The sequence below is a fragment of the Arthrobacter burdickii genome (assembly GCF_030433645.1).
GTDB classification, from domain to species: domain Bacteria; phylum Actinomycetota; class Actinomycetes; order Actinomycetales; family Micrococcaceae; genus Arthrobacter_D; species Arthrobacter_D burdickii.
The window spans coordinates 1,645,650-1,669,221 of the sequence record NZ_JAROCG010000001.1; the positions used below are offsets into that span (position 1 = coordinate 1,645,650).

Consider the following 23,572-nt stretch of genomic DNA (forward strand, 5'->3'; position numbering starts at 1 on the left):
CTCTGGCCCTCCGCGAGTGCGGTAGCGACAACCCGAAGAGGCCTTTACCGCCAACGCCCTCTTCCAGTACAACTAGCCGAGCAGGACGAAACTCGCCAGAGCGGCGAGCAGCATGCCAGGACCGAACGGGAAGCTCGAGTTGCGCGACCCGCGGCGTAGCAGGAGCACGCCGATTCCGGCGATCCCGCCGAGGAGAAACCCGCCGAGCAGTGTCCCCATCCATGCAGCGGCGCCCGCCCAGCCGCCGAACAATCCGAGGACGACTGCAAGCTTCACGTCGCCCATCCCCATGCCAGCCGGCGAGATCAGGGCAAGTAGGAGATACACGACGAACAGGCACGCACCTCCTGCGGCTGCAGCCAGCAGGCCGCTCCAGTTTGCTGTCACCACTCCCGCGAGGAGGAGCAGGGGAACGGTGATCGCCAGGAACCGCAGCAGGATTGCGTTCGGCAGCAGCTTGGTACGCGCGTCGATCGCTCCGAGCACGACGCCGAAGGCCGCGAGGACAACGAGGAGCGGCAAGTTCCACGACAAGCCCGTGACGACACTTCCGGCCCCCGCCAGGATTCCTGCCAGTAGCGCCATGGGAACCCGCCAGGACGAAGGCAGGACCGTACGCGGATCCCTGCCGGCGAGGGCGAACAGCGCGTAGCCAAGGGCGGCGGAGAGGACGGCTATGGAAAGGGCGAGGACCACCTAGACTGACTCCTCCATCGAATCCTGGGGTACGCGGCTGACATCGCCGTTGACCGGCAGCGACACCGTGAAACGGCTGCCCTTGCCCGGAGAGCTGACACAGGAGATCGCCCCGCCGTGACTTTCCACAATGGACTTGGTGATCGCCAGTCCGAGACCCGCCCCTTCGATGTCGGCATGCCGTGCCGCCGGGGTCCGATAGAAGCGCGAGAACACCTGCCGGGCCTCCTGTTCCGTCATGCCCATTCCCCGGTCCTCGACGTGCAGGTTGATGCACGTCTCCGTCTCCTCTGCATGGATGCTCACCACGCCGCCGCCGGGGGAGTACTTGATCGCGTTCGACACGAGATTGTCGAGCACCTGGGAGATCCGCAGTGGGTCGATCAGCGTCCAGAGCGGGTCCTGGGCGTCGCTCTGGAGCTTCACCTTGTTCCTCTGGGCTCGGAGCCGGTTGGACCGCACGCACATCTCGATGAGGGCGGCAAGGTCCACCGGGCGGGGATGGACTCGAACCTTGTCTCCTGCAGTGGACAGCAGATCGGCCACGAGGTGGAGGACACGTTCGGCGTTGCGGCCAGCGACGTCGACGTAGCCCTTGAGATGAGCGGGTAGCGGGTGCTCGTCCTCCATGACCAGTTCGAGGTAGCCGAGGACAGACGTGAGGGGGGCATGGAACTCGTGGGAGATGTTCGAGATGAAGGCGTCCTTCGCGGTGACGGCCTCGACGAGTTCGGTCACGTCACTGCACACGATCAGTGCACCGGCGATACGTCCATCGGCATTCTTGATGGGTCGGGCGGCCGTCGAGAGGGCGCGTTGCGCATCGCCCTCGCCGACCCAGATGAGCTCGTCGGCATAGGTCTGGCCAGTGAGAGCGCGGTAAATGGGTCTCTTCTCCAAGGGGAGCGGCGTGGTGCGGTCCGCGCCGAAGTAGAGGGAACGGTGCGTGTCGTGCCCCGTCGCGAGGCGGTTGAACAGTTCCTGTTGCCGGTTGGTGAGTGTGGTGTTGCCGTGTGCATCTACGGCTGTGAGTCCGACGTCGACGGTGTCGAGGATCGCGGTCAGGACGCGCTCACGGTCCATGGCCGCCCGCAGCAGGTCGGTGAGCTCACGGTCCTTGCGTTCGATTTCCAGATCGCGGGCCCTCGCGCTGAGACTCATGACGCGGATGGTGACGGCGATGCAGAGCATCACGATCGGGAGCAGCAGGATACCGAGATACGAGCGCATGCGCGACGGATCGAAGGAAAACAGTAGCGGCCAGGCGGTCACCAGGAGGGATCCGGTCCAGGTGAGGACGAGGGCCGCCCAGGTGGGTAGCGATGAGCGCATGAGCCAGAGCACGGGGAAGACGGCGAGGACGCCGAGGGCTGGCTGCGTCTCCGTGGCGCCAGCCCTGAGCAGGGCGATGGCGACGAAGTCGAGGATGGGCACGACCAGAAGGCTGCCGCGTGGAAGCTCACGCCACGGGACCACGACGCTCAGGGCCAGCAGGAGCAGGATCATCGAGAAACCGAGGTCGAAGGTCGAATTGGACATCAGGCCGGGGCGGAGGACGGGTGCCGTGACACCGATGACGACGACGATCACGGTAAGGGGGATCTGGCACAGCACAACAGAACGGTTGATGGTGAACCTCGATGCCATTCCCCGCAACCACACGGCACCGCCATCCCTAGGCACGCACTATCCAAGGAAAGATGAGAGACCACATACTGAATAACTTCCCGACGCTGAGACCTACGTACTGCCTCACATTATGTCCCCTATAACGCGTTTCGCACCGGAAGGCGGCACAATTCCGGTGCGCGGGCATGCACAATGGGATTTATGACGAGTCGAGCGCACGGTAGCGCAGGTCACATGGGGGTAGGAACCGAATGAGCGATCCGGGCGTAGCGGTTGTCATCGAGGATGACGTCGATGTGCGAAATCTCGTGGCGGCAGTCCTGCGGCAGTCGGGATTCGACGTCCACGTGGCGCCCAGCGGAAGGGCCGGCGTCGACCTGGTCCGCCTGCACGACGCGACCGTGGTGACGGTCGACGTCGGGTTGCCGGACATCGACGGATACGAGGTGCTCCGGCGCATCCGGAGCTCAAGCAACTGCTACGTCGTCATGCTGACGTCGCGCGGTGACGAGCTGGACACCCTCACGGCACTGCAGCTCGGCGCTGACGACTACCTCACCAAGCCGTTCCGTCCGCGGGAGCTTCGCGCCCGTATCGCTGCCATGCTGCGGCGCCCGCGAGCCGTGCCCGAACCAGTGGCGGTTGGTCACCCCGGCACTGCAGCACCTACCGTCGCTGTTGCCGATCTTCCAGCTCTGCCTTCCGAGTCGTCGCCGGCTCTGAAGCACAACGGGCTGGTCCTGAACGCCGCGGCCCGCACCGTCCTCCTCGACGGACGTGAGCTGCCGCTGACGCGCAGTGAGTTCGACCTGCTCCACGAGATGCTGAAAAGCAACGGCGCTGTGAAGACCAAGGCCGATCTGGTGCGCGTGGTGCGTGGTGACTACTACGGCGAGGACGCCTACATCAGCGACTCCGACGAACGCGCCATCGAGGTGCACATCGGCAACCTCCGGCGGAAGCTGGACGAGGACCCCAAGAACCCGCGCTGGCTACAAACCGTGCGGGGGGTGGGCTACCGGCTCACACCTGCCCGCTTCTGAAGCAACGACTTGGAGCGGCCTCAGGCGGGCGTGAGATACCGGGTTTCGAGCTCGTTGATGGTATCCAGTCCGCAGCGCTCGATCGCGGTGAGTGCCGTGCGTGCTGTTTCCAGGTCAGCTGAGGTCACAGCGAGCTCCAGGTCCGCGGCCATCGCGGAAAGCCGTGCCGCGCCGACCATTGCAGACGAGTTGCGCAGACTGAGGGCCGCGTCGAGGGCGGCGGGGAGGTCCACGCTGCCGATGGAATTCGTGAGGCGGAGATAACGCTCCTCGAACACCGAGATGTAGTCGCGGGCGAACGCCCGAGCAGGCACGGGGTCGTTCAGCTGCCGCTCGAGTTGGGAGAGGACAGCGAGGTCCACGAGCGGCAGGATCATCGGGGCGACATTTGAGAACACCATGTCAGGCTACGGCCGCGGTCTGACGATTGGCCGGAAACCGGCTGATGCTGACATATAACTGCGCAATTGCTTCCCTGTTCTCCGGTTGAGTCGAAACGTTGGCTGTTGTCCCTTGTTCACATCCCTCCGAAGGTATTCATCATGTTGATAACAGCCGGTCCGAGGATCACGATGAACATCACTGGGAAGATGAAGAGAAGCAAGGGAAACAGTACTTTAACGGGAAGTTGCATCGCTTTCTCCTCTGCCCGTTGGCGTCGTCTGACGCGCGACTGCTTTGCCTGGGCGCGCAGGACGTTCGCGATTCCTATCCCGTATTTGTCGGCTTGGACGATTGCGCCGACAAAGCTCTTCAGCTCATCAACCGAGGATCGTTGGGCGAGTGCCTGATATGCATCGCGGCGAGGGCGTCCCACCTGAAGGTCCTGCAAGGTACGCGTGAGCTCCTGAGCCATGGGCCCCTTGCCGTTCGCGGCCGCACGAGCCATGGCCGCCTCGAACCCTAGGCCGGCCTCCACAGAGATCAGCATCTGATCCAAGGTGTCCGGCAGTTCAGTCTGGATTGCTTCCTGACGTTTGATGCCAGTGTTGTAGATGAGCAAATCTGGCACGAAGTAGAACAGCGCGATGATGAAGAGTCCGAGGGCCACGTAACCTAATCCCGGATTCTTGCTGAAGAGAAGGAACCCTAGGGACGCGCCTATCAGGGCCAGCGCCGGTTTTGCGACGATGACTTTTTCGAGCGGCATGGAAGCAGGCCTCCCTGCGAGGGCAAGCCAACCGTCGATCTTGCTGACATAAACATCGGGTGTCACCTTGTGGGTGATCGCCGTGAGCGCCGATGACGCGCCAGACGACTTGTCGCCGCGCTCACTTATGCCGCGATTCAGGTTGGCATGAATCGCGAGCACGGATTTGCGGTCGGACGTGGAGAGGGCCCAGCCAAGATAGGCCACGGGGAAGACGATGCTAGCTGCTGCGCACCAGACGAGGAGTGACAATGCGACCCCTAGAACTTGATCTTAATAACGCGGCTGAGCCAGAACCCGCCGATGGCATACATGACCGCTGAAGCACAAATCATCAGGATTCCCAGAAAATTCTGGACGAGGACGAGCATATACGGCGGATTAATAATGCCGAACAGTACCGCAATTGCAACCGGCACTGCCATCAGGATGTATGCGGACATTTTTCCCTCAGCACTGAGAGCCCGAACCTGCCCTTTGATCTCGCTCCGTTCCCTAATCGTCTCGAGAACATGCTCGAGTACTTCGGCGAGATCTCCACCTACTTCGCGGTGAATTTGAATTGCCTGTGCAATCCATCGGAAGTCCTCGCTGTCCATGCGGATGGCGGCCTCCTCGATCGCCAGGTGAGAGTCCTTTCCAATGCGCGTCTCGTTCACAATCCGTCCCAATTCTTCCGAGGCGGGCGCCTCGGCGTCGGCGGCTACTGCGTCGATCGCACGCATCACGCTGTGACCCGCTCGCAGCCCACCGATGAGCGTCTGGATGGTGTCGGGAAGCTGCGCGTCGAACCGCGCTCTGCGCTTGTCCCGCTTGAGGGACAACACCAGGCGGGCAAGGAACGGCACGATGATGGCTACGAGCAGGCCGAGCACCACGTGAGAGAGGAATCCTACGAGGAGCGCAGCAACGAGGGACATCGACAGGACGAAGACGGTGAAGTCTGCAGGCCTCATCTTTACACCGGCGTCATACAACAGATCCTTACCATACAGTCCGCCCGATTTGCCCAGAGCGTCATCGACCGCCCCAACCGTCGATGAGCTGACCCGGCTGAAGACGGACAACTCCTGCGGCACGCCGGGACGCCTTCGGCTCAGCGGGATCGCTCCTGCCCTCGGCTTGAGGACCACGGCGAAAAGCAGCAGCAGCGACACAAAGCACAGGAGTATCCCGAACCCCAGGACCACGGGCGAGACCATCATCGCCGTGCCCCCCCATGGTGTGCTGTGGCGAAGACTCCGGGCGATACCTGAATCCCCAATTCCTCAAATCGGTCGAGGAAACGGGGGCGAATACCAGTCGCTACGGGTCGACCGAGGAAACGGCCTTGCGCGTCCATACCTGCCGAGTAGTCGAAGAGGAACGCGTCCTGCAACGTAATGATCTCCCCCTCCATGCCCTGCACCTCTGTGACGTGTGTCACACGGCGGCTGCCATCGCGCATGCGCGTCAACTGGATGATGAGATCCACGGCTGAAGCGATCTGCTCCCGAATGGCTCGAAGAGGGAGGTCCATGCCGGCCATGAGGACAAGGGTCTCGAGGCGTGCAATCGCGTCACGCGGAGAGTTAGCATGCACGGTCGATAGGGACCCATCGTGCCCCGTGTTCATCGCCTGCAGCATATCGAGCGCTTCACCGCCACGGCACTCGCCCACGATGATCCTGTCAGGGCGCATCCGCAAGGAGTTCTTGAGGAGCTCACGAATACCGATTGCGCCCTTGCCCTCGATGTTTGCAGGCCGGCTCTCCAGCCGCACGACGTGCGCCTGTTGCAGTTGGAGTTCCACAGCGTCCTCGATGGTGACGATACGGTCGTCCTCGGGGATGAAGCCGGAGACGACATTGAGCATGGTGGTTTTGCCGGTGCCGGTTCCGCCCGAGACGATGATGTTGAGCCGCGCCTTAACGCATGCATCGAGAAGTTCCGCCATTTCCGGAGTCAGAGAGCCCCAGCCCAGGAGATCGTTGACCGTGATAGGTACCTGTGCGAATTTTCGAATGGTGAGTGAGGGTCCATTCACGGCGAGGGGCGGAATGATCGCATTGACGCGCGAACCGTCCTCGAGCCGCGCATCCACGAGAGGCGATGATTCGTCGATGCGCCGACCGACCTTGGAAACGATCCGCTCGATGACCTGTCGGAGGTGATCGTCCGACGTGAAATGCAAATCGGTCAGTGTGAGCCGTCCTTTGCGTTCCACGTAGATCTGCTCGGAACTGTTGACCATGATCTCCGTGATCGAAGGATCCTCGAGGAGCCGCTGCAGTGGACCGTAGCCCATGACCTCGTCCGCTATCTCGCGAATGAGTCGACGCCGTTCCTCCGGAGACAGCGGAACCTGCTCCTCGTCGATGACGGCGGACAACTCCTCCTTCGCTGTTTTGCGCAGCTCCTCCTCCGAGACCGACGCGTCGCTGAAGCGGCTGCCCATGCGATCGAAAAGGGCGGCGGCGGCGCGTTGCTTGAGTCCTCCGAGGGCATCAACGACGGGAGCGGTTGCCTGCGGGCGGTGCCCGGGCAATGCTCCCGCTGGCCCGGCGACGCGTGCTGAAAGGGTGGATGGCGTGTGTCCGAGGGGGTTCGAAGCCGTCAGGGTATTGGCGGCCGGCGCCACGACCGGAGCGAACGGCCTCAACGGGTCCGGTTGGACCACGGAATCCACTTCGGCCGGAGCAACACCTGAGGGGGCGGGGGATGCCTGGTTCATTCGCTCCGAGAGCTTCACGCGATCACCGCCCGTCGGTGTGCCTTCCGCTGGGCCTCAGCCATGAGGGCGGGATCGAAGCGGTCGACGAGCTTCTGGAGTCCGCGATAGGCAGCATCCTTCGTCGTGCCCTGGAGGACCGGGATTCCTCGATTCGTGGAGAAAGGAAGGTTCCTCGACCTGGGGACGACGACGTCCACCGGAACGCCCAAGGTCACCTCGACGTCACGCACGGTCAGTCCGGCCTTCCGATCGGCAAAATTGAGGACGGTGTGCCGGTTCTGCGGAAGGAGTTGCAACTCGCTGAGCACGCTAAAGCACTTATGCAGGCCGCGGACGCTGGGCACGTCCATGCCGCAGATCCACACTCCGTCCGTGGCGAGTTCCAGTGTGGCGAGGCAATGCTCGCCTAGGCCGGGTGCAGTATCCACGACGACGTAGCGGAACTGTGTGGCGAGCTGGTTGATGAGGTGGGTGACATGCTCCGCGGTGATGTAGTCGGACTCCGCGGGTGACCGCGGTGCGCACAGGGCGTAAATTCCGGCGGAATGGACGGTCAGGAAAGCCTTGAGGACCATCGAATCCTGGGCAGCCGCACCGTGCACGGCCTCCGTGATGCTGTGCTCGGGTTCAAGCATGAGGCCTGTCGCGACATCGCCGAACTGCAGATCCAGATCGAGGAGAACCACGCTCATTGGATCGATCTTCCCCAGCCCGATAGCGAGGTTCGTTGCGACAGTCGTCTTTCCAACGCCTCCTTTCGGTGACATCACAGCGATCACGCGTCCGCGCACCTCGCTCATCTCGGACTGCTGTCCACTGTTTCGTCGGCGTCGCTCTGCCGCTGTGCAAGCCCTCTGCAGGAGCGCTTGCAGCTCACTCAGGTCGATCTCGGCGCTGATAACGTCGCGGATGCCGGCCCGCATGGCTCCCAGCATGAGATCGGGGGTCGTGGCGGCGGCGAGTACCAGGCTGATCTCCGGGTACTGGATGTCGAAGATTGACGCGAGGGCCATCGCATCTTCCGGCCGCACCCCTGGTCCAAAGATCAGCACGTCCGGCTGGCCACCGGCGACTTGCTGCAGGAGGGCGTCCGGGACGAGGAGGACGGCTTCGGGCGGGAGGGTCTGCAGATCTCCAGGAAGAACGCCCGCAATTGCCTGCCGGACGCGACTCTCGAAGTCCCTTACTGCCGTGATGATCACGAACCTGCTCATTTGACGACCTCTGGGATGGTGATGACTGGGGGATCAGCTTGTTCGGACGTGGCGGATTCCTTCGTGAACCAGATACTTCCGAACTCGGCACCAAAAATAACCTTGCCCGCGTTGAGATCGTCCAGGGCGAGGGTCACAAAGGCGGAGCCGTTCGGCATGGCGACTCCGTCAGTCCCGGCGTCCGCATTAGCCGAGTCCTCTGTCTCCGGGGCAGCCTGTTGGACGGCGGTGACCAGGACGTTCTGCAGAATGAGGTTGGTGTGCTGCTTGAATCCGATCATTTCGTCCGGCAGGCGATCAAGGTCCGGGGCTTCGTCCTCGAGTTCGCCCGAAATGTATACGCCGACGTGGTCGCCGGCCGCGATGCGGCTGCCCAGCATGCGTTCGGGAGCGAGCAGGATAGTGACTTCCTCGAGGCCGTCCGGAACAGGTACAGTGCCCGGTGCAAAGTCCTCGGGTGCAACGAGCCTCTCTGCGAGAAGTTGTTCGCCGGGCAGGAGGTCAACGGCCGCGATCTTGTTCTCCTGGCCGTCCAGGGTTGTCAGTGCGCGTGGGGCCACGGCAGACTTCACCAGCGACTCCGTCGTTACCAGAGCCCGAAGATCCTCCACCGGCGTCCCGGCCGGAACGCGCTCGCTGACGACGAGGACCTTGGTGGGGTCGAGTCCTTCCTGGGCGCGACTATCGGCCGCTCCCACGTAGAGGACCAGTAGGGCTGTGCCGAGGATCGCCAGGACGAGGGCCGCCAGTCCTCCGATAAGTCGAGTCTTCACTGTAGGTGGCTCCTGCCATGACGAGGGGGAGTGGTGAACAGGGTCACAAAAGGTCCTAGTTGGAGAGACCGACGACGGATGCGCCGAGATTGGGTGCGGTGGGCGAGGTCACGAGGCCGTCATCAAGTGAGACGAAGCGGGTGAAAAAGCCCTGGATGCCTCGGCAGTTTCCGGTGCAGTTGGGGGCCGCAGGGTCGAGGTGGGTTACTGAAGGCCCACCGCCGAACTTGTAACCGGTGATCTGCAAGGCAGCAAACCCCCTCAGCGTGTAGGTGGCGCGGGACCCGTTTAGAACAGAGCTGCTGTAGATAGGGATCAGGACGGGTTCTTCCCTGAGCCTGGCCATGATGGAAGAGCATTCGCCGGGGAAGTCCAGCCCCGGATTACTTCCCGCTTCACCGGTTCCGATATTCACGGCGGCGGAGCAGCCGGTACCGTCCCGATCGAGCCAGCCAAATCCACCCCGAACGTCTCCGTTCTGCCCTGCGCAGCCTGGGTAATCGAGGTTGTTGTCATATCTCAGAAGCATGTGCACGGGGGTGGGGTCACCGACAAAATTCCCGGTCGAATCGAGCTGAGTTCGCTGCGACGCGCTGAGGGACTGGCGGAAGACGCACTGACCGATGGTCCATGGCAGCGTGCTACCTCCGCTAGGTGCGCCCCAGCTTGCCGTCGCAGTAGCTGTGATCTGAGTGTTCTGGAAACCGAGGACGCGGGCGAAAGCGAGAGAGAAGTGGTTGGCGCCCGTCCCAGCTTCGCGAGCGTTGGTGCGTACGCGCACGCTCGTGGCGGTCGGAAAGGTAATGGAGGTGATGCCGCTTGTGGCATCACCTGCATTACTGTCGGCAAAGAACTGGCCCGTGCCGTTTACAGCGCCGCAGGTTCCCCTAGAACAATCGTTGGCGATGGCCAGTGCGGAAGCATCGGCACCGTTCTGGAGCTGGGCCTTCTCCACGTACATAGCGCCGACATCGACGGCGAGGGCTGCCATTCCGAGCAGGACCACCATCATCAGGGCGACGACGACGGCTACAGCTCCGCGCTCATCACCGGCGAAAGTACGGTCGCCGGATTCCTTCATCCGCCGCATCGCATTACCCCTATTCCGTCGAGGTTCATGGGGAAGAGTCCAACGTCCAGGAAACCGGACATCGATGGCAGCACCACTCTTGTCGTCACCGTTACGTTCCGGTTCGGCGCGCAGGCCGCGGCGTTGCTGGTGACGGTGACGGGAAGGCCGGCCAGTGCCGGAGCGGCCGCAAGAGCCGCCGCCCTCACGTTCATGGTGCCGTCGTCATAATGAATGGCAGCGTGCCGTGCCCCCTCACGGGCTGCCTGGGTGAGGGACACTTGCACGTTCATCACCCGGCCGAATTCGAGAATGCCGATGAGGATCAGCAGGAGGACGGGCAGGACGAACGCAAGCTCGATTGCTACAGCGCCCTTTTCATTTCGGTATCGCTTCACAACAGATCTCCGGACGATGGCGGGTTAAGTGCAAACGGCTCTGGCGAATGTGCGACCAGAGCCGTTTGCGTAAAAGGCAGTTAGTCGAGGATGCCGTTGAAGAGGGTGACGATCCGAGTGCCCAGCGTTGCGGCGGCGACGGCGACGACGACAGCGATGAGGGCGACCATCAGGCCGTACTCGACCATGGTCGCGCCCTTCTCCTCGTCGGCCAGGCGTGCCTTGGCGGTGTGGAGGACGGTCGAGAGGGTTGCGTACAGTGCGATCATGGCGAGCTCCTTGGATGAGAATGGACGAACCGTGGACGGAAGGTCCGAGGGGCTGACGCTGTGCCAGCTCTGAGCAAAAATCTAATAGCCGATTCAGTGCTGAATGCCTGAAACGAGCCGAACCTGAGGGAAGCTTCATCCTTCGGCCCTTCTCCTGCGGAGAACCTGCGTTTTACCGGGCAACCTCCTCCTGCACGTGAGTAGTCGGTGATCACTCACGCGTAGTTCGCCCTACGGCATGCAGGTATGAAGCCCCGGCGGGAGCTTCCTAGTTCGCTGCGGTGGTGCTCGTTCTGCAACGGGCGCAGAGCCCAATCGGTCGCCGTCGCACAGCGGGATATCGCGTCATCGCCGGCCGGGGCCCGATCCTGACGTAGTGTTTCGCCTCATGGCTGAGACTTCGACCCCGGGCGGGCTGCATGCAGCGCTCCGGCGTGGCGCGGTACGTGCTGATTCGCTCCTAACCCGAGAGAGGCTGCGGAACTATCCGCTCATCTTCGTGGTCCTAGGAGCTGTCATCCTGGCCGTCTCCACGGTCCAGCGGCTCGTGGCCCCAGCGGTATTCGGTACGGTGCTGCCCGACTACTTGGCGCACTGGACCGGAGGGGCGTTATTGCTCGACGGACACGGCACCGACCTGTACAGCATCGAGCGCCAGATGGGTTTCCAGGAATCGATCAACGGCACGTCCTCGGTCGTGTCATGGTTCGTGTCACCGCCTCTCGTCGCGGCGCTATACGTACCATCGGCGCTCGTCGAATATCCAGCGAGCGCTGGAGTGTGGCTGGTCATCAACGTGATCTTGCTGGCTGCCTGCCTGTGGTCATTACGCCTCGTGGCGCCCATGCTGATAGCGCGTCGAAGGGGCCTCGTGGTGCTGGTGCTCTGCGCCAGCGCTCCCGCCTTCGAGTTGCTCGGCGGCGGGCAGGACTCGGCATTCGTGCTTGCGGTATGGCTCCTGGCGCTACGACTGATCGCTGGCCGCCATCAATTCGTCGCGGGCGCCGCCCTCGGTTTGGCGCTCCTGAAGCCCCAGCATGTAGTCCTGGTACCGCTGGCGCTCCTTGTGACCCGGAGGTTCGGTGCGCTCTCCGGATTTCTGGTGATGGGTCTCCTTCAGGCCGGGCTGAGCCTCGCACTGGTGGGGCCAGTGGGGATAGCGCGCTGGGTCGATGCAATCACCGGAAGCGGCTTCGGCGAGCAGGTCCAGCAGGACCAGGCCTGGAAGATGGTCAGCTTTCCGGCCTTCCTGCACGCTGTGCTGCCCGCGTCGGCGCCGAGTCCTATCGGCTCGATCCTGAGCATCGTCGTTTTGGTCGCTGCAGCGATAGTCCTCGTAAGACAGCTGATGCGGAGGCGACGCTTATTCAGCCAGCCCTTTGCCGCGGGGGAGGAGGGGCATGCCCGGGGCCGGGACGGAATGCTGGTGCTGATCGCGACACTGTCCACCACCGTCGTGTTCTCCCCACACCTCGTCGTCTACGACGCCGTCCTCTTCTTCCCGGTTGCCCTGTGCCTGCTCGAGAATCGGCCCACGGTTGCGGTGCGCCTGAGCCTCGCGGCGGCTTTCTGCACCACGTGGCTCGCGCCAGCGTTCCATCTGACAGCCGGCCAGCTCGTTTGGCCGTTCTCGATCGGTGCCGCGCCGTGGACGGCCATTCCGCTGGTGATTCTGTGGATCGAGTCCCTCAGACTCCTCGCGCAGCGAGTTAGGAAGGACGCGCGGCCAGAGCGTACCGTAGCTTAGCGCGAGCGGGTGCCCCGCCATTTTGACCTGAGGCATGCCGGCAGGCTAATCTTGGTAGTCGTTGTGCGTATCCCAGCTCGATACGTCTGCGCCTCTCGGAGCGGTTCAGTTGCAGAACCACCTGGCCCGGGGGCGGAGCCGAGATTTACGGGATAACTGGTCGTATTTCAGCCCTCACCTGAAGTTCCGGTAACGCATGAATAAGCTGAGCCCGCGGGCACGGAGGTTTCCGTGGATGCGGGCGACACCGAAATAGAAACGAAGGCCATAACCGTGCGTACGTACACCCCGAAGCCAGGCGACATCAGCCGCCAGTGGCACGTAATCGATGCAACCGACGTCGTCCTCGGCCGTCTTGCCAGCCAGACCGCAATCCTGCTCCGCGGAAAGCACAAGCCGACCTTCGCTCCCCACATGGACATGGGCGATTTCGTCATCATCATCAACGCTGAAAAGGTAGCCCTCACCGGCTCCAAGCTCGAGCAGAAGCGCGCCTACCGCCACTCGGGTTACCCGGGCGGCCTGAAGTCGACCAGCTATGTCGAACTCCTGGACAAGAACCCGGAGCGCGCAGTCGAGAAGGCTATCCGCGGCATGCTTCCCAAGAACTCGCTGGCAGCACAGCAGATCGGCAAGCTGAAGGTCTACCGCGGCGCTGAGCACCCCCACGCCGCACAGCAGCCCAAGACGTTCGAAATCACCCAGGTCGCCCAGTAGTCCTGGCCACCAACACTTAAGAAATCACTTCAAGGAGAACCGTGGCTCAGAACACCGAAGAGCTGAATGAACCCACTGAGGAGCTTACGAGCTACACCTCAGAGTCCACCGAGGCCAGCGAGACCACCGCGAAGGAGCGCCCCGCGCTGACCGTCGGCGGCGGAGCCGTTGGACGCCGCAAGGAAGCCGTCGCCCGCGTGCGCCTCGTCCCCGGCACCGGCAAGTGGATCGTCAACGGGCGCGAGCTCGCTGACTACTTCCCGAACAAGCTGCACCAGCAGGAAGTCAACGACCCGTTCAAGCTCCTCGAGCTCGACGGTGCGTACGACGTCATCGCCCGCATCCACGGTGGTGGACCCTCCGGCCAGGCCGGTGCCCTCCGCCTCGGTGTTGCGCGCACGCTGAACGAGATCGACCGCGAGAACAACCGCCCCGCCCTCAAGAAGGCAGGCTTCCTGACCCGTGACGCCCGCGTCATCGAGCGCAAGAAGGCTGGTCTCAAGAAGGCACGCAAGGCGCCTCAGTACTCCAAGAGGTAATTTTCGCCTTCCCCGAGCGGAATCGCAGGCGCGATTCCGCTCGGGTCCCCTCGGCGAAAATTGCCTCTTGGCTCCACGCTCCAGGGCGCGGGCTGGGTCACATTCTTTCGTCATGTAGGGACACGCGCTGATGCCCGTCCGGGGTTCCGGGCGGGCATCGTGCTTTAACCTGTTGGGGGACCCACCTGAGCGGTCTCATGTTCTTCACTTAGGATGATCCACGATGAGCAAGTTATTCGGCACCGATGGTGTGCGCGGCCTGGCCAACGGCCTGATCACGGCGGAACTCTCCCTGCAGCTGGCCCAGGCGGCCGCCGTCGTGCTCGGCCACAACGCGGTCGACGGCGATCGACGGCCCACTGCCGTGATCGCCCGCGACCCCCGGATCAGCGGTGAGTTCATCGCCGCTGCCGTCGAAGCGGGTCTCGCCAGTTCCGGCGTCGACGTCTACGACGCCGGCGTGCTGCCGACGCCGGCCGCGGCGTTCCTCGTCGCCGACCTCGACGCCGACTTCGGCGTCATGATCTCCGCCTCCCACAACCCGGCTCCGGACAACGGCATCAAGTTCCTCGCCCGCGGCGGCAAGAAGCTCAGCGACGCGCTCGAGGACGCCATCGAGGCCGAGATGGCCAACACACGCCGCCGCCCCGTCGCCGGCGATGTGGGCCGGATCCAGCGCTTCGCCGACGCCGAGGACCGCTACGTGGTCCACCTGCTCCAGACCCTCCCGCACTCCCTCGACGGGCTGAAGGTGGTCCTCGACTGCGCCCATGGTGCGGCGAGCGGCTGCTCCCCGGAGGTGTTCAAGAACGCCGGCGCGGACATCGTGGTCATCGGCGCGGACCCGGACGGTGTGAACATCAACGACGGCTACGGCTCCACGCACCTCGAGAAGCTCCAGGCCTCCGTGCTCGAGCACGGAGCTGACCTCGGCATCGCCCACGACGGCGACGCGGACCGCTGCCTCGCGGTGGACCACGAGGGCACGGTCGTGGACGGCGACCAGATCATGGCCGTCATGGCACTGGCCATGAAGGACGCCGGGAAGCTCAAGGACGACACCCTGGTGGCCACCGTGATGAGCAACCTCGGACTGAAGATCGCCCTGCGCGAGGCCGGGATCTCCCTCAAGGAGACCGGCGTCGGGGACCGCTACGTCCTCGAGGGCATGCGCGACGGCGACTACAGCCTCGGCGGCGAACAGTCCGGCCACGTGATCTTCGCCGAGTATGCGACGACCGGCGACGGCGTCCTCACCGGCCTCCAGCTCGCCGCGCGCATCGCTGCGACGGGCAAGAGCCTCAAGGAGCTCGCGGCCGTCATGACGAAGCTCCCGCAGGTGCTCATCAACGTCAAGGGCGTGGACCGTACGGCGGCCACCTCGGACGAGGGAGTGCAGGAGGCCGTCCGTGAGGCGGAGGAGATCCTGGGCGAGACCGGGCGGGTCCTGCTGCGTCCCTCGGGCACCGAGCCGGTCGTCCGCGTGATGGTCGAGGCTGCCGATACCGGGACGGCCCAGCGCATCGCCGAGGAACTCGCCGCCACCGTGCAGGAGCGCCTCTCGCTCGAGCAGGTCGCCTGAGGCGCCCTCGGTCGCAGCACGGACCCGAGGGTCCTACTGACCTGAGGACGCTGTGTCCGTCTCGGCAGACCCCTCTGGGGTGGTCTTGCTTGTGGCCGGCATTGCGACGACGGCGACGACGGTGAGAAGTGCACCGATCAGAACCGCCAGGAACACCGCGGTGGAGGCCGAGACGATTGTCTGCGCGTCCGAGTCGCCGCCCGGGTTGCCGGCGTAGATCGAGTTGGCCACGGCCCCGAAAACGGCGACACCGATCGAACTCCCGATCGATCGTGCGAAGAGATTCGTGCCGGTGACCACACCGCGCTCATCCCACTCGACGCTCGACTGGGCGGCGATGAGGCTCGGGGTCGCTACCAGGCCGAGTCCGAGTCCGACGATGAAACAACTCGCCGCCACCAGCAGGATGCTGGGGGAGGACGCGGTGAGGGCAAGAACGGCTGTTCCGATGACCGTGACGGTGACGCCGATCAGGGCCGTCCTACGGAATCCGATCCGCAGATAGAATCGGCCCGATTGGGAGGCGCTGATCGGCCAGCCGAGGGTCAGCGCCGCCAAGGCGAGCCCAGCCAGAATCGGAGAGGTCGCGAGGGCCCCTTCGAGGAAGGTGGGCACGTAGGAGGTGAGGCCGAGCATGACCGCTCCGACACCGAAGGAGATCATCGCTGTCGTGGCGAGCAACCGTCGGGACACGACCCACGGCGGCAGGACCGGCTCCGGGGTTTTCCTCTCGACGAGGACGAACGCGGCGAACAGGAGCGCCCCGGCTGTGAAGACGGCGATGCTGATGAAAGAGTTCCAGGCCCACGCCTGACCGCCCTCGAGGGCCCCAAGAATGATCAGGGTGAGTGAGACCGTCAACAGTCCCGCCCCGAGATAGTCGACCCGGTGCTTCGTGCGTTCGATATTCTCGTGGAACGTTCGAAGCAGCATCCACCCGGCCAGCAGGCACAGGGGAATGTTCACGAGGAAGATCCCACGCCAGATACCCAGTGAGGAGAACACACCTCCGAGAGTTGGGCCCACGACCGAGGAGACGGCCCACACGCTGGCAAGATACCCTTGCACCTTTGCCCGCTCGGTCAGCGTATAGATATCGCCTGCGATGGTGATCGCCACCGGCTGCACCGCGCCTGCGCCGAGACCCTGCAGCACACGGAACGCGATGAGGGCCGGCATGCTCCAGGCCACTCCGCAGAGAATCGAGCCGAGCAGGAAAAGACCGATACCGCTGAGAATGATCGGCTTGCGCCCGACGACGTCCGAGAGTTTCCCGTAGACGGGCACCGAGACAGCCTGTGCCAGGAGGTAGGCGGAGAAAAGCCACGGGAAGGACGTGAAGCCACCGATGTCCTGCACGATGGACGGTACGGCTGTCGCAACGATCGTGGAATCGATCGCCACCAGACCCGTTGACAGCATCAGGGCGATGAGAATTGGTCCTCGCCGGGACCGGAAGCCGACTCCTTCGGTCGTCGCTGTCGTCACGTCGTCTCATTCCTGTTCTCGGCGGAGCGCCATACGCGCACCTGACCGCTTCCGGCCCGAGTGCATAACTGCGCCGACCACGGAATTAGTCCCGCTCCTCCGCTGTGCTCCTCCGCAGAGGGTCTGCGGGGCGCTGCGGCCCGGGCGGCATCAGACCGGCTGGGCTGAACCGCTCCGGACGCATGTCGACACCAGCGCGCGGCACGGCCGCGGGCAGGGTTCCTCCTGACCGGGGAGTCCGCCGGCGAGGTGCGCGGCGGCGTCGTCGTACCGGCTGAGCGCGATCTCGGCGATGACGGGACTCGGCAGCAGGGGAGCGCTGACGACGTCGGCGCCCGCCTTCGCCAGCTGGTCGTGGAAGTACCCGGGAGCGAGCAGGTAGGAGGCGAGGGCGACCGGACCCCGATCCGGGCCCCCGCGGTAGGCGGCGACGGCCTCGGGGACGGACGGCGAGGCCTTCGACCCGAAGCCCGGCTGCACCGGACCCGTCCGGAGTTCCGCGAGGACCGCCCGCACCTCCGCGACGTCCTCGGCGGCGCACGCGTCGGATGACCCCGCGGCCGCGAGGACCACGGCATCGCCGTCGGCCACGCCCGCCTCGGTGAGACGCTGCTGCAGGACGGACGCGAGGCGCGGATCCGGTCCCAATGGGAGAGCGGACACCGTTCCCGGCCTGCTCGCGGCAACCCGCGCAATGTCCACCTTCACGTGGTAGCCGACGGACAGCAGCAGCGGGACGATGACGGCCGGACGGTCCGGCGGGAGCGACGCCACGACGTCCACCAGGTCGGGGACCTGCACATCCACGTACGCCTCCAAAACGTCGAGCCCCGGACGCAGCGCGGAGATCCCGGCCCGCACGGCGTCGATCTCGCGCCGTCCCTGCACGTTGTCCGTGCCGTGGGCGCAGGCGATGAGCACGGGGGCATTGCTGGAAGGCGCGGTCATGGCAGCCATTGAAGCACTGATGGAGGAACGTACGCGCTCAGGCGGCACCGCGGGCTTCGACTCCAGCCGCTTCGATTCCACCCACTTCGACCACGCCGTCCACGCACCGCACTGGATACGCCCGGAGTCCCTGTCCACCCGACAGGCAGGCACCCGTGGCGAGATCGTAGACCTCCTTGTGCAGCGGGGAGGCGATGGTCGGCACAGCGCCGCGCGAGCCGACGATCCCCCGGGCCATGACGGCAGCCTGCGTCCGGGGGTCGATGTTGCCGACGGCGTAGAGCCGGTTTCCGGGGAGCCGGAACAGGGCGATCTGCTCCCCGTCGACCAGTGCGGCCTCGCCCCAGCATTCCTCGAGGTCGTCGAGTCGGCAGACGGCCACCCAGGCCGAGAGTGCGGTGGGGCGCTGGAGTACGAGTTCGGTCATGGCGTTCTCCTGCTGATGTCGAGTGCTGATGTCGGGGGTCCGGTGCGTTTGTCGGGGTCCGGTGCGTTGAGCACAACGCTAGGCCGGGGACGTGTCGACCAGGTCCCGGGGCTGTTGCGCCCGGGTAACTTGCACCTCACCGGCCCGGCGCCCGCCGGTGAGCCCGAAGTTAACTTTGCGATACATCCGCGACACACAGGAGTAATTGCCCCTCCGTACGGTGGAACCAGACGCGGGACCACCCCGGCCCGGATGGAAGGCACACCATGAGCGAGAACCGATCATCACGGCCCTCCGGGGACGTCCCCGCAGCGCCGGAACGGCGCATCGTCGTCGTGGGCGGGGGACCTGCAGCACACCGGTTCGTCGAAGCCCTCTGGCGGCGCGGCACCGACGAACTCTCCGTCACCGTGCTCACCGAGGAGGCGCACGCACCGTATGACCGCGTGGCGCTGAGCAGCGCGCTGACCGGCGACGTGGACCTCAGCCTCGGCGAACAGCTCATGTGGCGCGAACCGGCCATCCGGCTCGTCACCGGTGAGCGGGCGGTCAAACTCGACCTCGCGGCGCGGTGCGTGGTGGGAGCCTCCGGAGAGAAGTACCCCTACGACGACGTGGTCCTTGCCACCGGATCGGACGCCGTACGGCTGCCCCTGCCGGGCGGCGAGCACGCGGCGGTCTACCGCACGCTCGACGACGTCCAGTGGCTGCGCACGGAGACCGCCCGCCTCGCCGCCGGCCTCGGCCGGGCCCCGCGCGCCGTCGTCATCGGCGGCGGGCTCCTCGGCCTGGAGGCAGCCGGAGGACTTCAGCACCTCGGCGCCGAGTCGACGGTCGTCAACCGGGCCGGCTGGCTCATGAACGCGCAGCTCGACCAGGGCGGGGGACAGGCACTCGGGCGCCTCATCGAGGCGAAGGGCCTAGGGATCCACTGCGGCGGTGCGCCGACCTCCATCGAGACGGACGACGGCGGGCGGGTCACCGGCGTCGCGCTGAGCGACGGGTCCGTCCTCCCCGCCGACCTCGTGGTGTTCGCCGTCGGGATCCGGCCGCGCGACGAGCTCGCGAGGGACGCCGGGCTCGAGGTGGCGCCCCGCGGCGGCGTCGTCATCAGCGCAGCCTGCGAGACCGCCCTGCCGGGTGTGTGGGCGATCGGCGAGGTCGCGAGCTACGAGGGCGTCAGCATGGGCCTGGTGGCCCCGGCGAATGCCATGGCCGAGGTCTGCGCGGACGGCATCCTCGGGGGCGTGTCCTCCTTCCCCGGATTCGACACCGCGACCAAGCTGAAGCTCTCCGGCGTCGAGGTCGCGAGCTTCGGTGACGCGCTCGCGGAGACTCCGGGCAGCCTCGAGATCGTCTACGCCGACCCGGCGAGGGGCCTGTACCAGAAGCTCGTCGTCACGGACGATGCCCGGACGCTGCTCGGCGGCATCTTCGTCGGCGACGCGGCGCCCTACTCGGCACTCCGGCCCCTGCTGGGCCGCGAGCTGCCCGCCGAGCCCGGGGCCTACCTCTCCTCCGCCGGCGGCGGTGAGGCTCCTCAGTCCGACCTGCCCGACGACGTCATCCTCTGCTCCTGCAACAACGTCACCGCCGGCGCATGCCGGTCCGCCGTGCACGGGACGGGGGACGGCGGCGAGGAGCCGGCGCTCGACATGCTGTCGCTCAAGGCGTGCTCACGTGCCGGCACCCAGTGCGGCTCGTGCGTACCGATGCTCAAGAAGCTGCTCGACAGTGAGCTCACGAAGGCCGGACGCACCGTCTCGAAGGGCATCTGCGAGCACTTCGCGATGTCGCGGCCCGAACTGTTCGAGGCCATCCAGGCCCTCGACCTCGCCTCCTTCCAGGACATCATCCGCCGCTTCGGAGCGACGGAGGAGGCGAAGGCCGGCCACGGCTGCGACATCTGCAAGCCCGCCATCGGCTCCATCCTGGCCACGCAGCGCGGGGAGTACGTGCTCGACGGCGGCCGCGGCACGCTGCAGGACACCAACGACCGTGCGCTGGCCAACATGCAGCGCAACGGCACCTACTCGGTGGTGCCGCGCATCCCGGGCGGGGAGATCACGCCGCAGAAGCTCGCCGTCATCGCGCAGGTCGCCGAGCAGTTCGGCCTGTACGTGAAGCTCACCGGGGCCCTGCGGATCGACCTCTTCGGTGCACGCCTGGAACAGCTCCCGGAGATCTGGAAGATCCTCGTCGAGGCGGGCTTCGAATCCGGCCAGGCCTACGGCAAGGCCCTGCGGAACGTGAAGTCGTGCGTCGGCTCCACCTGGTGCCGGTTCGGCGTGCAGGACTCGGTGGCCATGGCGATCGACCTCGAACTGCGCTACCGCGGGCTGCGCGCCCCCCACAAGTTCAAGATGGGTGTCTCCGGATGCGCACGGGAATGCGCCGAGGCGCGGGGGAAGGACGTCGGCGTCATCGCCACCGACCAGGGCTGGAACCTCTACGTCGGCGGCAACGGCGGCTTCCAGCCCGCTCACGCGCAGCTCCTCGCCCAGGACCTCGATGGCGAGACGCTCATCCGCTACATCGACCGGTACCTCATGTACTACATCCGCACCGCCGATCGCATGCAGCGGACGGCCCGCTGGATGGACGACCTCGACGGCGGGCTCGACCACGTGCGCGACGTCGTCATCCACGACTCCCTCGGCATTGCCGAGGACCTCGAGGCAGCGATGGCCCGCCATATCGAGCACTACGAGGACGAGTGGGCGGCAACGCTCAGGGACCCCGACCGGCTCCGCCGCTTCCGGTCCTTCGTCAACGCTCCGGACGCCGCGGACCAGTCGATCGTCCTCGTCGAGGAGCGGGGCCAGCGCCGGCCGGCCACCCCCGCCGAGATCGAGGCGCAGGCCCGTCGCACGAACCTCGGAGCGGCGATCCCCCTCCGCTCCGCAGCAGGAACCGCACCAGGAACCGAGGGCTGAATCATGCAACTCGAGATCGATCTGGCCGGGCGTCGCGTCGTGGTCCTCGGGGCCGAGCGGGCCTCGCGCAGGGTCGTGGCCCGCTACAGGGCCGCAGGGGCCGACGTCGACCGGCGGGAGACTGCCCAGGCCTGCACGGACGCGGTGCTCGTCGGCGCCGCGCTCGTCGTCGCGGTCGGAGACGCGGTGGGCGAGGCACCCAACGCGGATCCGGACTGCGCGATGGACGCACTGCGCGATCGGTGCCGCCGCAGCGGCGCACTGTTCGTGCGGGAGGCAGCTGCGCAGGGGAGCGGCACCGTGACCCTCGTCGGTGGCGGGCCGGGCGCACTCGGACTCCTGGCCCTCGACGCGGCCGCGGCCCTCCGCGAGGCCGACGTCGTCCTGTACGACAGGCTCGCCCCGACGGACGCGCTCGCGGAGCTCGCCCCGGCGGCCGACCTCGTGGACGTCGGGAAGCTGCCGGGCCACCACCGCGTGCCGCAGGCCGGCATCAACGATCTCCTGGTCCGGTACGCGCTCGACGGCAACGCCGTGGTCCGACTCAAGGGCGGCGATCCCTTCGTCTTCGGGCGCGGGAGCGAGGAGCTCGCAGCATGCCTCGCGGCCCGGGTGCCGTGCCGTGTAGTGCCGGGTGTCAGCTCGGCGATCTCCGTCCCTGCTGCCGCCGGTATCCCGGTCACCCACCGGGGCGTCAGCCACCTGTTCACGGTGGTGTCCGGCCACGCTCCGCTGAGCGACGAGGAGCACGAGCACCTGGCCGGCCTCGGCGGGACCATCGTGGTCCTGATGGGCGTCTCCACGCTTCCCCAGCTCGTCGCCGGCCTCGGCCGCGCCGGGATGCGCCCGGACATGCCGGTCGCCGTCGTCGAGCGCGGGTACAGCGCGTCCCAGCGGACGACGGCGGGCACCCTCGCCACGATCGTCACGGCGGCGGGTGCCGCACGGTGCCAGTCCCCGGCGGTGCTCGTGATCGGGGAGGTGGTGCGCGTGGGCCTCGACCTACAGGGTGGAGCCGCGCACCTCGCCCGCCTGACCGAATCGCTGGCGTCATGACCGAGGCGATCCGACTGGACGGGTCGGGAGGGCAGCTGGCCGGCTTCCGTATCGGTGTGACGTCGGACCGCCGCTCGGGGGACCTGATCGACGCCCTCGAGCGGCGCGGCGCCTCGGTGTTCCACGCACCGGCCCTGAAGATCGCGCCCATCGCCGAGGACGTGGAGCTGCTCTCGGACACCGCTGCCATGGTGGCCGCCCGCCCGGACCTCTTTCTCATCACCACCGCCTACGGCATGCGCCGCTGGTTCGAGGCGGCGGACGCCGCCGGGCTCGGTGACGACCTGCTGGACGTCCTGGGAAACGGCCGCATCTACGTGCGCGGGCCCAAGGCGCGGGGAGCGGTGCGAGCGGCCGGGCTCGACGACGTCGGCATCAGCTCCGACGAGACGACGGCGACGCTGGTCGACGAGTTGCTGCAGCAGGACCTCTCAGGCCTCACCATCGGCGTACAGCTGCACGCCTACGCCGACGCGCACCAGCTGGCCCGGCTCCGCGCGGCGGGCGCGACCCTGCTCACCGTCACGCCGTACCGCTGGATCAAGCCCGAGGGCTCCGAGCGGCTGCCGAGGCTGATCGAGGCCGTCTGCGCCGGGCAGCTGGACTGCGTCACCTTCACGAGCGCCCCCGCCGTGGACGCGCTGTTCAACACGGCCGCCGAGCAGGGCCTGCAGGAGGAACTGATCCAGCGGTTCCGCCGGAGCGTCCTCGCGGCCGCCGTCGGGCCGGTCACCGCGCAGCCCCTGCTCGACGCCGGCATCGAGCCCATCGTGCCCGACCGCTACCGCATGGGTGCCCTGATCCGCCTCGTCTGCGACCACCTCGCCGAACACCACGTCGAGCAGCTCCGGACCCGCTCCGGCTACGTGGAGGTGCGGGGCAGGTCCGTCAGGGTGGACGAGGTCCAGGTGGAGCTGGCGCCCGCGCAGCTCGTGCTGTTCAAGGCGCTGCTGTCAGCCCGCGGTGCCGTCCTCAGCCGAGATGCGTTGACGCACCTCCTCGCACACACCGGTGCCGGCCATGCCCTCGACATGAACGTGAACCGGCTGCGGAAGTCCCTGCCGGACCCCGGCCTGGTCGAGACCGTGGTCAAGCGCGGGTACCGGCTGCACGTGTAGGTGTTGGCCGCGCTCGCGGCCCGTCCTGCATCACCCGTCCGCGCCCTCCGACGACGCCCT

At 66.0% G+C, this 23,572-nt stretch carries 22 protein-coding genes; 8 read left to right on the forward strand and 14 right to left on the reverse strand.

Annotation, left to right across the window (positions count from 1 at the left end; all coding sequences use genetic code 11):
• Positions 1-72: 72 nt before the first annotated feature.
• Both P5G52_RS07730 and P5G52_RS07735 read right to left on the reverse strand, forming a co-directional pair.
• Positions 73-696, reverse strand: a complete 624-nt coding sequence (locus P5G52_RS07730; RefSeq protein ID WP_301226198.1) for a prepilin peptidase — start codon at positions 694-696, stop codon at positions 73-75.
• Positions 697-2,343, reverse strand: coding sequence for a sensor histidine kinase (locus P5G52_RS07735; protein ID WP_301226200.1), 1,647 nt, complete (start codon positions 2,341-2,343; stop codon positions 697-699).
• 233 nt (positions 2,344-2,576) lie between these two features.
• Between P5G52_RS07735 and P5G52_RS07740 the strand changes: the two genes are divergently transcribed.
• Positions 2,577-3,368 carry a response regulator transcription factor gene (locus tag P5G52_RS07740; RefSeq protein WP_301226202.1) on the forward strand — a complete coding sequence of 264 codons (792 nt, stop codon included), beginning with the start codon at positions 2,577-2,579 and terminating at the stop codon, positions 3,366-3,368.
• A 20-nt stretch (positions 3,369-3,388) separates the two neighbouring features.
• Here the strand turns inward: P5G52_RS07740 and P5G52_RS07745 are convergent, their stop codons facing one another.
• The 9 genes from P5G52_RS07745 to P5G52_RS07785 all read right to left on the reverse strand — a co-directional run bounded on the left by P5G52_RS07745 (position 3,389) and on the right by P5G52_RS07785 (position 10,954).
• Positions 3,389-3,766: an Hpt domain-containing protein gene (locus P5G52_RS07745; protein WP_301226203.1), complete on the reverse strand. Its 378-nt coding sequence runs from the start codon at positions 3,764-3,766 to the stop codon at positions 3,389-3,391.
• A 119-nt stretch (positions 3,767-3,885) separates the two neighbouring features.
• Complete coding sequence (locus P5G52_RS07750) at positions 3,886-4,725, reverse strand: type II secretion system F family protein (RefSeq protein WP_301226205.1); 840 nt, start codon at positions 4,723-4,725, stop codon at positions 3,886-3,888.
• Between the two features lie 53 nt (positions 4,726-4,778).
• Positions 4,779-5,723, reverse strand: coding sequence for a type II secretion system F family protein (locus tag P5G52_RS07755; RefSeq protein WP_301226207.1), 945 nt, complete (start codon positions 5,721-5,723; stop codon positions 4,779-4,781).
• Positions 5,720-7,231, reverse strand: coding sequence for a TadA family conjugal transfer-associated ATPase (locus tag P5G52_RS07760; RefSeq protein ID WP_301226209.1), 1,512 nt, complete (start codon positions 7,229-7,231; stop codon positions 5,720-5,722). Before P5G52_RS07760 ends, P5G52_RS07755 begins: the two co-directional genes overlap by 4 nt.
• A 14-nt stretch (positions 7,232-7,245) precedes the next feature.
• Positions 7,246-8,445, reverse strand: a complete 1,200-nt coding sequence (locus P5G52_RS07765) for a CpaE/TadZ family protein (RefSeq protein ID WP_301226211.1) — start codon at positions 8,443-8,445, stop codon at positions 7,246-7,248.
• Positions 8,442-9,218, reverse strand: coding sequence for a Flp pilus assembly protein CpaB (gene cpaB, locus P5G52_RS07770; protein ID WP_301226213.1), 777 nt, complete (start codon positions 9,216-9,218; stop codon positions 8,442-8,444). Before cpaB ends, P5G52_RS07765 begins: the two co-directional genes overlap by 4 nt.
• A 55-nt stretch (positions 9,219-9,273) precedes the next feature.
• Positions 9,274-10,299 (reverse strand): pilus assembly protein TadG-related protein, encoded by a 1,026-nt coding sequence (locus P5G52_RS07775; RefSeq protein ID WP_301226215.1) that lies wholly within the window; start codon positions 10,297-10,299, stop codon positions 9,274-9,276.
• Positions 10,296-10,685: a TadE/TadG family type IV pilus assembly protein gene (locus P5G52_RS07780; protein WP_301226216.1), complete on the reverse strand. Its 390-nt coding sequence runs from the start codon at positions 10,683-10,685 to the stop codon at positions 10,296-10,298. Before P5G52_RS07780 ends, P5G52_RS07775 begins: the two co-directional genes overlap by 4 nt.
• Before the next feature lie 80 nt (positions 10,686-10,765).
• Positions 10,766-10,954: a Flp family type IVb pilin gene (locus tag P5G52_RS07785; RefSeq protein WP_301226218.1), complete on the reverse strand. Its 189-nt coding sequence runs from the start codon at positions 10,952-10,954 to the stop codon at positions 10,766-10,768.
• 547 nt (positions 10,955-11,501) lie between these two features.
• On the opposite strand from P5G52_RS07785, the gene P5G52_RS07790 reads away from it, so the two are divergent.
• The 4 genes from P5G52_RS07790 (at position 11,502) to glmM (ending at position 15,539) form a co-directional block, all read left to right on the forward strand.
• Entirely contained in the window at positions 11,502-12,701 is a 1,200-nt protein-coding gene (locus tag P5G52_RS07790; RefSeq protein ID WP_301226220.1) for a glycosyltransferase family 87 protein, read from the forward strand.
• 273 nt (positions 12,702-12,974) lie between these two features.
• The gene (gene rplM / locus P5G52_RS07795) at positions 12,975-13,418 is read left to right on the forward strand and encodes a 50S ribosomal protein L13 (protein ID WP_301226221.1); all 444 of its coding nucleotides are present in this window, start codon (positions 12,975-12,977) and stop codon (positions 13,416-13,418) included.
• 41 nt (positions 13,419-13,459) lie between these two features.
• Positions 13,460-13,957 (forward strand): 30S ribosomal protein S9, encoded by a 498-nt coding sequence (rpsI, locus tag P5G52_RS07800; RefSeq protein ID WP_301226223.1) that lies wholly within the window; start codon positions 13,460-13,462, stop codon positions 13,955-13,957.
• Positions 13,958-14,180: 223 nt separating this feature from the next.
• Complete coding sequence (gene glmM, locus P5G52_RS07805) at positions 14,181-15,539, forward strand: phosphoglucosamine mutase (RefSeq protein WP_301226225.1); 1,359 nt, start codon at positions 14,181-14,183, stop codon at positions 15,537-15,539.
• A 33-nt stretch (positions 15,540-15,572) separates the two neighbouring features.
• Here the strand turns inward: glmM and P5G52_RS07810 are convergent, their stop codons facing one another.
• The 3 genes from P5G52_RS07810 to nirD form a co-directional block, all read right to left on the reverse strand.
• The gene (locus P5G52_RS07810; RefSeq protein ID WP_435868694.1) at positions 15,573-16,961 is read right to left on the reverse strand and encodes an MFS transporter; all 1,389 of its coding nucleotides are present in this window, start codon (positions 16,959-16,961) and stop codon (positions 15,573-15,575) included.
• Between the two features lie 216 nt (positions 16,962-17,177).
• Positions 17,178-17,975, reverse strand: a complete 798-nt coding sequence (locus tag P5G52_RS07815; RefSeq protein ID WP_301226229.1) for a sirohydrochlorin chelatase — start codon at positions 17,973-17,975, stop codon at positions 17,178-17,180.
• A gap of 37 nt (positions 17,976-18,012) precedes the next feature.
• The gene (nirD, locus tag P5G52_RS07820; protein ID WP_301226231.1) at positions 18,013-18,402 is read right to left on the reverse strand and encodes a nitrite reductase small subunit NirD; all 390 of its coding nucleotides are present in this window, start codon (positions 18,400-18,402) and stop codon (positions 18,013-18,015) included.
• Between the two features lie 266 nt (positions 18,403-18,668).
• Between nirD and nirB the strand changes: the two genes are divergently transcribed.
• Genes nirB through P5G52_RS07835 form a run of 3 tightly spaced genes read left to right on the forward strand, consistent with a single transcriptional unit; the run spans position 18,669 to position 23,512 of the window.
• Positions 18,669-21,338 carry a nitrite reductase large subunit NirB gene (nirB, locus tag P5G52_RS07825; RefSeq protein ID WP_301226233.1) on the forward strand — a complete coding sequence of 890 codons (2,670 nt, stop codon included), beginning with the start codon at positions 18,669-18,671 and terminating at the stop codon, positions 21,336-21,338.
• A gap of 3 nt (positions 21,339-21,341) precedes the next feature.
• Positions 21,342-22,394, forward strand: coding sequence for a uroporphyrinogen-III C-methyltransferase (gene cobA, locus P5G52_RS07830; protein ID WP_301226234.1), 1,053 nt, complete (start codon positions 21,342-21,344; stop codon positions 22,392-22,394).
• Positions 22,391-23,512: a uroporphyrinogen-III synthase gene (locus P5G52_RS07835; protein WP_301226235.1), complete on the forward strand. Its 1,122-nt coding sequence runs from the start codon at positions 22,391-22,393 to the stop codon at positions 23,510-23,512. The genes cobA and P5G52_RS07835 overlap by 4 nt, the downstream gene beginning before the upstream one ends.
• Positions 23,513-23,572 lie beyond the last annotated feature (60 nt).